This is a genomic window from Microcoleus sp. LEGE 07076, assembly GCF_015207455.1.
GTDB lineage: Bacteria > Cyanobacteriota > Cyanobacteriia > Cyanobacteriales > Microcoleaceae > Microcoleus.
This window is the reverse complement of sequence record NZ_JADEWV010000184.1, coordinates 1-11,723: the sequence shown is the minus strand read 5'-3', so window position 1 is coordinate 11,723 and position 11,723 is coordinate 1. Positions and strand designations below refer to the sequence as shown.

13 protein-coding genes are annotated in these 11,723 nt (G+C 43.2%); 8 read left to right on the top strand and 5 right to left on the bottom strand.

What is annotated here, in order from left to right; translation table 11 throughout:
• Positions 1–193 (bottom strand): transposase (locus IQ270_RS23410; protein WP_193975595.1); only part of this gene is annotated, 193 nt, incomplete at its 3' end.
• A 690-nt stretch (positions 194–883) separates the two neighbouring features.
• On the opposite strand from IQ270_RS23410, the gene IQ270_RS23405 reads away from it, so the two are divergent.
• The 4 genes from IQ270_RS23405 to IQ270_RS23390 all read left to right on the top strand — a co-directional run bounded on the left by IQ270_RS23405 (position 884) and on the right by IQ270_RS23390 (position 6,157).
• Positions 884–2,443 carry a hypothetical protein gene (locus IQ270_RS23405; RefSeq protein ID WP_193975594.1) on the top strand — a complete coding sequence of 520 codons (1,560 nt, stop codon included), beginning with the start codon at positions 884–886 and terminating at the stop codon, positions 2,441–2,443.
• A gap of 44 nt (positions 2,444–2,487) precedes the next feature.
• Positions 2,488–3,975: a TldD/PmbA family protein gene (locus IQ270_RS23400; protein ID WP_193975593.1), complete on the top strand. Its 1,488-nt coding sequence runs from the start codon at positions 2,488–2,490 to the stop codon at positions 3,973–3,975.
• A 274-nt stretch (positions 3,976–4,249) separates the two neighbouring features.
• Positions 4,250–5,596, top strand: a complete 1,347-nt coding sequence (locus tag IQ270_RS23395) for a TldD/PmbA family protein (protein WP_193975592.1) — start codon at positions 4,250–4,252, stop codon at positions 5,594–5,596.
• A 126-nt stretch (positions 5,597–5,722) separates the two neighbouring features.
• Positions 5,723–6,157, top strand: coding sequence for a GNAT family N-acetyltransferase (locus IQ270_RS23390; RefSeq protein WP_193975591.1), 435 nt, complete (start codon positions 5,723–5,725; stop codon positions 6,155–6,157).
• Between the two features lie 2 nt (positions 6,158–6,159).
• Here IQ270_RS23390 and IQ270_RS23385 read toward each other — a convergent pair whose 3' ends face one another.
• Positions 6,160–6,360, bottom strand: coding sequence for a hypothetical protein (locus IQ270_RS23385; protein WP_193975590.1), 201 nt, complete (start codon positions 6,358–6,360; stop codon positions 6,160–6,162).
• Positions 6,361–6,452: 92 nt separating this feature from the next.
• On the opposite strand from IQ270_RS23385, the gene IQ270_RS23380 reads away from it, so the two are divergent.
• The 3 genes from IQ270_RS23380 to IQ270_RS23370 all read left to right on the top strand — a co-directional run bounded on the left by IQ270_RS23380 (position 6,453) and on the right by IQ270_RS23370 (position 8,916).
• Positions 6,453–7,577 carry a class I SAM-dependent RNA methyltransferase gene (locus IQ270_RS23380; protein ID WP_193975589.1) on the top strand — a complete coding sequence of 375 codons (1,125 nt, stop codon included), beginning with the start codon at positions 6,453–6,455 and terminating at the stop codon, positions 7,575–7,577.
• Between the two features lie 66 nt (positions 7,578–7,643).
• Positions 7,644–8,495 (top strand): adenine-specific DNA-methyltransferase, encoded by an 852-nt coding sequence (gene yhdJ, locus IQ270_RS23375; RefSeq protein WP_193975588.1) that lies wholly within the window; start codon positions 7,644–7,646, stop codon positions 8,493–8,495.
• A gap of 103 nt (positions 8,496–8,598) precedes the next feature.
• Positions 8,599–8,916: a hypothetical protein gene (locus IQ270_RS23370; protein ID WP_228056623.1), complete on the top strand. Its 318-nt coding sequence runs from the start codon at positions 8,599–8,601 to the stop codon at positions 8,914–8,916.
• Positions 8,917–8,996: 80 nt separating this feature from the next.
• Here the strand turns inward: IQ270_RS23370 and IQ270_RS23365 are convergent, their stop codons facing one another.
• Positions 8,997–9,416, bottom strand: coding sequence for a peptidylprolyl isomerase (locus IQ270_RS23365; protein ID WP_193975587.1), 420 nt, complete (start codon positions 9,414–9,416; stop codon positions 8,997–8,999).
• 185 nt (positions 9,417–9,601) lie between these two features.
• Positions 9,602–10,471 carry a prohibitin family protein gene (locus IQ270_RS23360; RefSeq protein WP_193975586.1) on the bottom strand — a complete coding sequence of 290 codons (870 nt, stop codon included), beginning with the start codon at positions 10,469–10,471 and terminating at the stop codon, positions 9,602–9,604.
• A 259-nt stretch (positions 10,472–10,730) separates the two neighbouring features.
• Here IQ270_RS23360 and IQ270_RS32400 point away from each other — a divergent pair, with 259 nt between their 5' ends.
• Positions 10,731–11,099 (top strand): RNA ligase family protein, encoded by a 369-nt coding sequence (locus IQ270_RS32400; RefSeq protein WP_339384287.1) that lies wholly within the window; start codon positions 10,731–10,733, stop codon positions 11,097–11,099.
• A 406-nt stretch (positions 11,100–11,505) separates the two neighbouring features.
• Here the strand turns inward: IQ270_RS32400 and IQ270_RS31360 are convergent.
• The coding region (locus tag IQ270_RS31360; RefSeq protein WP_228056622.1) for a hypothetical protein at positions 11,506–11,723 on the bottom strand (218 nt) is incomplete at its 5' end.

Here is an 11,723-nt window from a genome sequence, read left to right as displayed (position 1 = left end):
TTGATGGAAAACCAACCAGCAAGTGTACATGATCTTCTATACCACCAACAGCAATTACAGTACATTTTAAATTATTACATTTTCCAATAATGACCGCATAAATTGCTTCTTGAATATCGGGACTAATCAAAGGCAATCTATCCCAGGTTGCCCAAACATAGTGTACATATAACTGCGTAAAATTCTCTCTCATTTTTCGTACAATATATCGAATTCCTCTTCAACCCGCGGAGGCGCGTGAGTGTTTGTGTAGCTGCGGTTTCAACCGCCAGGTAATTGGAAACCGCCGGGTAAAATCTTCAACCCGCGGAGGCGCGTGAGTGTTTGTGTAGCCGCGGTTTCAACCGCCAGGTAATTGGAAACCGCCGGGTAAAATCTTCAACCCGCGGAGGCGCGTGAGTGTCTGTTTAGCCGCGGTTTCAACCGCCGGGTAATTGAAAACCGCCGGGATTGATTTACCCCCCGATGATATCCCAATAATTATATCCCCAATTCAGACCTCCGGCGATTTATGAGGCCCCGGCGGTTAGAAACCGCGGCTACACAAACGATGTCCGCCTCCGCGGACTAAGATTGTATTCGGAGATTAGGAATCCGGCGATTAGGCCCTGGCGATTATACCCCGGCGGTTGAAAGAGACTGTTGGCGAATGTCTGAGGGGTCTTACCCCTCACATCTAGAACCGAGTATTTGCGTTCGCTATTGGTAGTTAACAGCTATATAGTCAATTAGACCTTTAGTCCAGAAACACGATTTGGGGGGGGTGAGGGGTAAAACCCATTGTTGATTGACCAACAGTCTCTTGAAACCGCGTCTACACAAACAATGTCCGCCTTCGCGGACTAAGATTGAATTAACATTATGTTTCATCCCGGATTCGATTATGCAGGAACCACCGCAAATTAAAAATCCCAGCATTACTCTCTATCCTTTCCACCTGCGGGATGATAGCGATGAAGGCTACGGCGAAGTAGCCAAAAATGCTCAATCTCTGTGGGAAAATTTAGCAGATAATGTCGGTACACAATTTAACAGCAACGAACTAAAATCTCTCAGAGACAAACTAATTTGTTACAAAGACAAACAGTATTATCCCCAAGGCGAACAGGAAAAACCCAACAATGGCAAATTACTGACTGATGATGGTAAAATTCTGAAGTTCCAGCCAATAACTCAGCCAGATAATCCCAAAATTTATGGTTCAATTTATGCCCTGCGAATTCACGATACTTATACCGCAGACTTGACATTTTACTATCAAAATACCACAATCAAAGTATCAGACTTAAATCAATTAAATCCCCAAGGATGTTTGTTGCCAAACGCAATCAAATCGTCCCTGGGACAAACTTTATTGTTGTGCGCTGTACCAGTAGTTTTTGATACTTACCGCAAGCTAGCTGATGAATGTGTTACAGCTTTTATCGACAATCAACAGCAAGCTTCACCGGAGTTTCGCAGGGAAGGAATATTATTCGGAAGTCCGATTTTTGAGTATGACAGCAGCGAAGATGATGCTGCTAAACGATGTCATATTCTAGTATGGTTGCAAGATAATCCTGAAACTCCGAAATTCGTAACCTCAACGTTTAATCTTTATTTGATAAATCTGCTGTGTTTTCGTGCTAAAATTTTATTTGTGTATGGCGAAGCTCGGAAAAGCTATGGCAAAGCACAGCAAATTGTCGCCGAGTTAGAGAAGAAGCTTCCTGAATTCAGTGAAATTGAAAGGGAACAAGATAGACAAGTTAAGTTGCTGAAGTTGAAGGATTTGCTGGCGGAAGTTCGGACTAAAATGCTTGCTTGTGCTCACCAAGTGCGATATTTGCAGGAATTTAGAAATACCATTGATATTAATGCTGAAAATTATGGTGATGTGCTGACAAAGATTAGAGGTTTGTCTATCCCAGGGGATAATCTAGATTTTTGGCAGAAGTTTCTAGATTTGGCTGAGGGTAAGTATCAGCGGCAAATTGAAATTGATTTGAATTATTTGATGGCTAGTCAAGATTTGTTCCAGCAGTCGATATCTACTGTGCGGGGAATGGTGGAAATTGAACAGGTGGAATTTGACAGGGAAAAGGAAGAAAGAGAACGTCAGCGCGATCGCGAACAAATACAATTATATCAGCAAAAGGAAGAAGACGAGAAAATTCGCGATCGCGAACAAATACAATTATACAAGCAAAATGAAGAACAAGAGAAAAAGCGCGATCGCCAACTTGAGAATATCATCTTTTTTGTCGGAACTGCGATCGGTGGCGGCCAAATCTTCTCCGCCGCCTATCCTCTCATCAAGGATACACCGATTCGCTGGCAACCGGATTTTTCTCTACCGCTACATCCCTTTGCTGCGACAATTCTCTGGAGTCTGTTGTTTGGCTTAGTATTTGGCTTGTTAATGCTGGGTATCGCCGTGTTGATTCGGAAAATATTTCGATAGTAGCGCTATAATGGTTAATAACTAATGACAAACGACTAATAACTATGGTACAATTAACTGCAAAAGTCTCCGCTAAGGAGTTAGCAAATTTAGCCGTAAGTTTGATTCGGAAAACAGGTTGCGAATACGGTGATGTGCGTTTTTGCAGTTACCGGAGGCAAGGTTTGTATGCGCGCGATCGATCTTTAAGCAATATCTCTGATAATGTTAGTTCTGGTTTTGGTGTGCGGGTACTTCTCGATGGCGCTTGGGGCTTTGCAGCTAGTCACAATCGCACAGCGGCTGAGGTTGCCAGAATTGTCGCTTTGGCTGTAGAAATTGCTAAAGGTAGTCGCTTGACTCAACAGGAACCGGTGCGCTTAGTACCTGTCGAAAAATATGTCGATCGCTACATTACGCCGATCGCCATTGACCCATTTTCTGTACCAGTCGCTGACAAAGCCGACCTACTACTAAATATTAACACGCAACTGTTAGCCCACGGCGATAGAGGTATCAAAAAAGCTTTTTCTTTTCTGCAATTCAACTACGAAGACAAGGTTTTTGCGTCCACCGAAGGTTCACTAATCGAACAAACAATTTACCGCAGTTATCCAGGTTTTGGCTGTACGGCAATTGCGGGCGGCGATGCCAAAAGTCGCAGTTACGATCGCCCGCCCTTAAATTTGGGTTACGAACATATTAACCCAGCGGATTTATTAAGTCAAATAGAGCGAGTTGCCGCTGAAGCTATTGAGAAAGTCGCTGCCCCTAAAGCCACCGCAGGTATTTGTCAATCCCTGATTCTCAAGCCGACAAACTTGTTTTTAACCATCCACGAATCAGTCGGACATCCAACTGAATTAGACCGAGTTTACGGCTACGAATCTAATTTTGCAGGCACCAGCTTTGCTACTACCGATAATTTAAATAAACTGCAATACGCCGCACCTTGGGTCAACTTTAAGTGCGATCGCACTCAACCGGCCGGTCGCGGTACAATGGGTTACGATGATGAGGGCGTAAAATCACAGGATTGGTACGTTGTCAAGGATGGAATTTTAGTCGATTATCTCACAGACAGAGAAACAGCTTATCGCCTCGGACGTTCCAGCAGCAACGGTTCTGCCTGCGCTGACAGTTGGTCTAGCGTACCGATGGTCAGAATTCCTAATTTGGGATTGGAACCGGGCCCGGATGGCGGTAGTCATACTGCTACTTTGGATGAGATGATTGCTGATACGGAAGATGGGATTTTAATTGACGGTACTGGCAGTTTTTCGATCGACCAACAACGACGCAATTTTCAATTCGGCGGCGATGCTTTCTGGAAGGTGGAAAAGGGTAAAGTTGTGGGAATGTTGAAGGATGTAACTTATCATTCGATGAGCACTGATTTCTGGAATCAAATAGATGCGATCGGGCCTGCTTCGGAACGGGTACAATGTGGTACGAATAGATGCGGGAAAGGCGAACCGATCCAGATCGCTCAAATGACTCACGCTTGCGTACCGGTTCGGGTTAGGGATATTCAAATTGGGGGAAATTCTTAATATTCGTAGGGTGCGTCGCCTCAGAAGAATCCCTAAATTTAACGTACAATGTGATAGCGACGCACCTTACACATTGGGTGGAATACAAAAAACCCAAAAAAGATTGTAGCAAGCTTGTTTATGGTATGGCATAAGGTGCGTCGCTATCAGATTTTTGCGGTTTTTTAGAGATTGTCGATAGCGACAGACCCTACGGATACTAATGACCAATGACCAATGACCAATGACCAATGACCAATGACCAATGACCAATTCCCAATGACCAATTACTATCATGACTTTAACAACATCTCCCGCAAGTTTAAGTGAAGACCAAGCCTTATATTTACTGGAAAAGGTAGTCAAACAATCCGAAGCCGATGAAGTATTTGTCAGTCTCTCGACTGGCGAAGAATCTCTTTCTCGATTTTCGGAAAATCAAATCAGCCAAAATATCAGCAAAACTGTATTTAGCCTCAACGTTACTAGCTATTTTGGTAACAAAAGTGCCTCCGCTGCGGTGACGGATTTTGACGAAGATGCGATCGCCCAAACTGTCAAACGATCGCAGGAATTGGCCCAAATTGCCCCCGCAGACCCCGAATGGATGCCACTGTTACCCCCTCAAACCTACGATTTGCCCCCGGCAGCCTTTGACGAAGCAACGGCCGCTGCATCGCCTCTAGCGCGGGCAGAAATGGTACAGCAGGCTTGCGCGATCGCCTCACAAGCAGGTGCTAACGCTTCCGGTACTTTGAGCACTGAGGCGTCATTGTATGCGATCGCCTCCAGCACCGGACTCCGCGCCTGTAACCATTCTACAGAGGCGAATTTAGGCTTTACTACTCGCATTGACAACGGTTCTAGCTGGACTGAACGCACAGCTTGGAGTATTAGTCAACTACCGATCGCCCAATTGGCCCAAGAAGTTGTCGATCGCGCCCTCGCATCCCGCAACCCCCGCCCCATCACTCCGGGCGTGTATCCTGTAATCTTTGATGGCGCTGCGTTTGCGGATTTGCTACCCTGGGTCATTTGGGGGATGGATGCGAGGGCGGCGGATGAAGGGCGATCGTTTATGTCGATCGCAGATGAAACCGGAAAACCCTTGGGAAACCGCGCGGGCCAACAACTTTTCAGCCCCCTGGTGCAAGTACAGCGCGATCCGGCACATCCTTTATTGCGATCGGGTAATTTTTTCGGCGATGGATTAAGCAATAACTATTTGGAAATCATCAAAAATGGCATCCCTCAAGGCTTATCTTATTCCCGCTATTGGGCAGCCCAAAAAGGTAAAGAATCAAAGGGTGCTTATTACCCGATCGTGATGACAGGTTCCGACCAAAGTTTAGCAGATTTAATCGCTCAAACCGAACGCGGAATTTTCGTCAGTCGAGCTTGGTACGTCAACTACGTAAATCCCAAGACATCGGAAGTAACGGGAATGACTCGCGACGGTACTTTTTGGATTGAAAACGGCAAGATTGCTTACCCGATTAAAAACTTGCGTTTCAATCAAGTTTTACCTCATATGTTGCGCGATGTAGATAGCCTGAGTGAAGTAAAACGTTATGGCGGTAGTGTAGTACCAGCAGTGCGCGTAAAAGCCTTTAATTTCACCAGTATTACTGATAGTTTGTAACCAAATATTTACCAGGACTTGTAGGGGCGGGTTTTGCCAACAATCATTGCCAATAATCGACAATCTAAATAAACCCGCCCTCACCCAATGGTAAATTGCAATCTACCTCTTTAATCTAATCTAAAAATGCTTGATATCCGCGAAGTTAACAACCAACAAGAATTAGCAGAAATGTTCCATCAGCGCTGGCTGGTTTTGCGATCGCCCCTAGGCATGGAAAAGGGTAGCGAAAGGGACAATCACGAAGATGGCGCTGTTCATTTAGTTGGAATATGCGAGCGCAAAATCATTGCTTCAGCCCGACTGCGCGAATCATCCCCAGGAGTAGGAAACATCAGCTACGTTGCGGTACTTCCTGAATTTCAGAATCAGGGAATTGGCACTAAAATGATTCAAAACTTAATCCTCAAAGCTCAACAAAAAAATCTCAAAGCTGTCAGACTGATGTCTCGAATTAACGCCATTAAATTTTACCAAAAACTAGGATTCTCCGAACAAGACAAGCCCTTTGAACACCTGGGAATTCCGCACATATTTATGCAGTTAGAAATTCCAGCATGATTTCAAGGGCGATCGCCCGGAGTGAAAACTTGAATTAACAATGAAACCTCTACTCTTTTTGTGGTATGGCTTTGGGGGTATGTATTCCGGTGGCGGGGGCTCCAAGTCCCAGGAAGTTCCAAATTTTGATGACCCGACGCATCTAGCTTAAGGTAGACTATTATTTCTGATAACTTAAGATGAAAACCAGCTACTATAGTCATCAGTCAGTTGTCCGTTGTCCGTTGCCTATTCTCTGTTCTCAGTAGTAACAAACAACCAATAACAAATAACAAATAACAAACAACCATAACTAATGAATCAATACTTTGCTACAGTGGCGCGCGGATTAGAAAATATCGCAGCCCAAGAATTAGAAAAATTAGGAGCACAGGATGTGCAGCCAGATTTCACTGGAGTTTACTTTTCGGGCGATCGCGCTTTATTGTACCGCGTCAATCTGTGGTCGAGAACAATTTTTCGAGTCCTCGTTCCCATAGCCGAATTCCGTTGTTACAACTCGGATATGCTCTACCGCGAAGTACAGAAAATCCCTTGGGACGAATACTTAAACCCCGACAATACTTTAGCAGTCAACTGCACCGGTGGCAACGACAAGTTGAACCACACTCATTTTACAGCTTTGCAAGTCAAAAATGCGATCGCCGACCAACAGCGCCATCAATTCAACAAGCGTTCTAACGTTGATATAGAAAATCCCGATTTGCTGATTAACATTCACATCCATCGCGATCGAGCTATTTTAAGTTTAGACAGTTCTGGCGGCAGTTTGCACCGCCGGGGATATCGCCCCGCAATGGGGCTTGCTCCCCTCAAAGAAACCCTAGCTGCGGCTTTGTTGGACATGGCAGAATGGACACCCGATTTACCTTTTTTAGACCCCATGTGCGGTTCGGGAACTTTGCCTTTAGAAGCGAGTTTAAAAGCCTTGAATATTGCACCTGGATTGTTTCGAGACAAGTTTGGATTTATGAGTTGGCGAGATTTTGACGAACCCTTATGGGATACATTGTGGGCTGAAGCCGAGAATAGCGAGTTATCTGAACTTCAGCAAGTAGTTGCAGGGTGCGATCGCGATTCTGATATGTTAACTCAAGCTCGCACCAATGCACAGCAAGCTGGTATTTCAGGTAAGATTCAGTTTGCTCACACCGAGTTATCTCAGTTGGAAGCACCCACAGACACAGGCGTTCTCATTTGCAATCCTCCCTACGGAGAAAGGCTGGGAGATGCTAGGGAATTGGGAGAACTTTATAAAATGTTGGGCGATATTTTCAAGCAGCGTTTTAAAGGGTGGAATGCGTTTATATTGACAGGGAATAAGGAGTTGGGTAAACAAGTAGGACTGAGAACATCCAAACGAATTCCTGTTTTCAACGGCTCCATTCCTTGTACTTTGCTCAAATATGAGCTGTATTGAGTATTTCTAGTAATTATCCAACTCTAGCTGACAATCACGCATATTGATTAAAACAGGTTAGGCAAAATGAAAATCTTTGAATTAGACGGACATAAACTGATTTTGGGAGATGTGTTAGAAGTCCTTTTTCATGAAATCAAAGACAACTCAATTGATTTGATATTTGCCGACCCTCCCTATAATATTGGCAAAAAATTCGATGGATTTAAAGACAAGTGGGAATCAGAAAGCGATTATTTAGAATGGAGTTATACTTGGTTAAATTTATGTATTAATAAGCTCAAACCTAGCGGCAGCTTGTATCTGATGGCTTCCACTCAATGTATGCCTTACTTTGATCTATATTTGCGCGATCGTTTGACAATTCTTTCTCGTATCGTGTGGTATTATGACAGTTCGGGAGTCCAAGCAAAAAAATACTACGGTTCTCTGTACGAACCAATTTTATATTGTGTCAAAGACAAACGAAATTATACATTTAATTCCTCAGATATTCTGGTAGAAGCAAAAACCGGATCTGTCAGAAAACTAATTGATTACCGCAAGTCTACACCATCAGTATATAACTCTAAAAAAGTTCCAGGTAATGTATGGGAGTTTCCCAGAGTCAGATATCGTATGCCCCAATATGAAGATCATCCTACTCAAAAACCAACATCTTTGTTAGAACGAATTATCAAAGCAAGTAGTAATGAGGGAGACGTGGTATTAGACGTATTTTCGGGAACTTTTACCACATCATTTGTTGCCAAACAGCTTAAAAGAAAGTCAATCGGAATAGAATTACAACAAAAATATGTAGAAATAGGATTAAATAGGTTACAGATTACTACTGATGACAACAAAGAAGAGCAAATGTCACAAGTCAATTCAGGTGAAATCTCATTAACTCAGCTAACACTTAACTTACAATTTTGAGCAAATAAAACACGAATTTACAAAAACAATTAAGCAGATTTTAGTACAAAATTTTAGTGCGTCGGGCGAGCAAATATTTTCGTCAAGCGAATTAATTCAATATTTGAATATTAAAACTAAAGCTGCAAATAAAGGATCGAAATCAAGAGGTAGTTTTGCCAATTTATACGCTATATATGTTTTACTTGAAGACTATTTATTAAAAAATTTTCATCAAAGCGAGATGTATTCAGAAGTGTCGCGTTACATGGAATGTATAGAAGAAATAATCAATGTTGCTCTTGTTATAGAAAGATTTGAAGAAGCTGTTGCCAAAGGGTATTTAAGCAACATATTAAACGAAATCATTAAGCATAGCAGATGGGAATTTAATTATGAAGAAAAAAATTTGGCAGTTGAACTGTTAGAGACTTCCCTTTAAGATGAATGATTTATTGGTAATTGATATTGTTTGCAATAAGGACTAAAGTCCTTACTACAAACGTCACTAATTACTGAAAACTAATGCTCAATTTTGAGCGAAATAATCTTGTCACCTTGGCGGATCGCATTGACGACAGACATATCCTCTGTTTTGCCAAAAGTTGTGTGAACTCCATCTAAATGAGACTGGGGAGAGTGGCAAATAAAGAATTGGCTCCCACCCGTATCTTTACCTGCGTGGGCCATCGATAAAGTCCCAGCCAAATGTTTGTTGGAGTTGATTTCGCACTTGATTTTGTAGCCGGGGCCGGCAGTTCCATTGCCTTTGGGACAGCCACCTTGAATCATAAAGTTAGGAATGACTCGGTGAAAGCCCAATCCGTCGTAAAAACCTTTTTCTGCCAAGTCAACAAAATTCTTCACTGTGTTAGGCGCATCTGCATCGAACAGTTCCAAGTTGATTGTGCCTTTGTCGGTTTCCATAATAGCGCGGGTCATGATTTTTCCTTGCTTCCTAAAATGACTGTGCTGCCTGCGTTTTAATTGCGGACTTCGCTTTAATAGCGAAAGGTTTTACGCTGTCGCTATATTTTGACTTTCAGAAGTTTAGCATATTCCGGCAACTATCATAGGAATTCTGCGCGCTTTCTGAGGAAACCCGGTTTCTTACCGTCAGTCATATTTTAATTGTCGGTAACTGTTGGGCGATCGGGTTCTTCCTGAATGTCATTCATATTAAAAATGAAAGGAACCCGACTCGAACCGCTACCCATAACCAGCACTTTAGGCATCTGAGCGCCGCCGCTTCTCCAAGCTTCGATCGCCTCTTTTTGCAGCACTAATTCGCCACCCTGAGCCTTCAAAGTTTCCGCTAAAAGCCTTTGAGCTTCTGCCCTACCTTGAGCGCGGTTAATGTCAGCTTGAGCCTGCTGTTCAGCTTCTTGAGCAACATAAACAGCCCTTTGCGCCCGCTGCTCGGCAACCTGTTTTTCCTCAACTGCTTTGGCAAAATCTGTGGAAAATCGAATGTTAACCACGCTAGTATCAAGCACAATTACATCATACTTTGATAGCCTGTCCTTCAACGCAGCATCAAAGTCTCGCTTCAGTTCACTTCTTTGAGTAATAGATTGTTCAGCGGTTCTCAGTGCTGCTGCTGTTTTAAATGCTTCTTGCGTCTGCGGAGCAATAATTTTTGAAACTATATTCTCCAAGGTTCCTTGAGTCCTTCTGATCTCAACTACTCTCGCAGGATCGAGGCGAAAGTTGATGGCAAAACTAGCATTTAAATCCTGAAGGTCTTTAGTAGCACTCTGGGCGGGAACTTCAAATTTTTGGACTGTGACATCGTACACATCTACCTTGGATATCAGCGGGGGTCTGATGTGAAATCCTTCTAACAATGCTCCATCGGTGGCTTTTCCTAAAATGCTGACTACTCCTGCTTCACCTGGATTGATGACAACAAAAGAATTGAAGCCGAGGAGCAGCGCGACTACTAATATAATTCCAGCGAGTGCTGATGATATGCTCTGGAAATTTTGACTTTTCAACTTACACGCTCCTTTGTGATAAGTCTATTATAACTCACCTTTTACACCAATGTCATTAAGGGGAATTTTCGTGGATCGAGCGGGTTTATGCCACCCGTCTGCAAGCTTTAAAGCTGTTGGCGAAGTAAGTACCTACAGTTTCTTGAAAGGCGTGCAATATCTCTGTTATAATGGTTAATGGAATGGGTTATTCTCTCAAATCTTAAAGATTAAATTGAAAATGGATGGGGTCGCCTCTCAAATATAAAATCGATCGATTGTGGAAATTGTTAAATATCCCAGAACTTATCATATCGAAGGTTCGCGTTTCGGGCCGGACGATGAAGACCTAGATTGCGTGCCGTTTAGCGCTATTGCCGATCGCCCTTTAATTATCGAAGAAAAGGTAGACGGCGCAAATACAGGCATCAGCTTCGCCCCAGACGGACAAATGCTGCTGCAAAGTCGCGGCCACTATCTCAGCGGCGGCCCGCGAGAAAAACATTTTAACTTGTTCAAACAGTCGGCTTTCAGTCTCAGCGGAGTCCTGGGAGAAGTGCTGGGAAATCGTTATATTTTGTACGGCGAATGGCTTTATGCCAAACACACTGTTTTTTATGATTTTCTGCCGCACTATTTCATGGAATAGGATGTGCTGGACTTAGGAAATAGTTATTTTTTGATTAGATAATCCCGACGCAAATTATTAAATAGACTGCCGTTAGCGTCAGTTACCGTGCTGTTTTCGGGACGGCTAAAATCGCCAAAAAATGATACAGTTGATGGCAAATTCCCATTTTATTAAACCCGGACTTTTGGATAGATTGCGATCCGCAGCAGTCGGTAATTAAAGTTAGGATCGCGAATTAAATAATTTACACATATTTGTGGGATGGGCGGGAAAGCCCATCCCACAATAACAATAAAGATTGTAAGTTATTTAATTATCATTCCTTGGTCAAGTTGTCCGCTGCGATTTTCTGGCACTTTTAGCAGAAGCAGACCTGCGCGATCGCCACTGCGCCGACAAACAAGAATTGCTCGCTAAAATATAACTATTTCTGGAGTTTTGTCAAGAAAATAATTGTTTGAATTCTCGGCGACAATTCGCCTCGGCCCACAGCCGATTTATCTACTTCCGCAAAAAGCACGGAAACCCCGATCGCGAAGCATTTGACGATACTAGACCTCTTGCAAAAATCCTTTTCATCAATTGATCGGACGGGCTCTCCGGCCCATCCCACAAGAAAAGATAACTCTTGTGGGATGGGCC

Excerpts from the sequence above, each read along its gene's own strand:
- IQ270_RS23405 (WP_193975594.1), top strand. The coding sequence starts at position 884 with ATGCAGGAACCACCGCAAATTAAAAATCCCAGCATTACTCTCTATCCT.
- IQ270_RS23400 (WP_193975593.1), top strand. The coding sequence starts at position 2,488 with ATGGTACAATTAACTGCAAAAGTCTCCGCTAAGGAGTTAGCAAATTTA.
- IQ270_RS23395 (WP_193975592.1), top strand. The coding sequence starts at position 4,250 with ATGACTTTAACAACATCTCCCGCAAGTTTAAGTGAAGACCAAGCCTTA.
- IQ270_RS23390 (WP_193975591.1), top strand. The coding sequence starts at position 5,723 with ATGCTTGATATCCGCGAAGTTAACAACCAACAAGAATTAGCAGAAATG.
- IQ270_RS23385 (WP_193975590.1), bottom strand. The coding sequence starts at position 6,360 with ATGACTATAGTAGCTGGTTTTCATCTTAAGTTATCAGAAATAATAGTC.
- IQ270_RS23380 (WP_193975589.1), top strand. The coding sequence starts at position 6,453 with ATGAATCAATACTTTGCTACAGTGGCGCGCGGATTAGAAAATATCGCA.
- yhdJ (WP_193975588.1), top strand. The coding sequence starts at position 7,644 with ATGAAAATCTTTGAATTAGACGGACATAAACTGATTTTGGGAGATGTG.
- IQ270_RS23365 (WP_193975587.1), bottom strand. The coding sequence starts at position 9,416 with ATGACCCGCGCTATTATGGAAACCGACAAAGGCACAATCAACTTGGAA.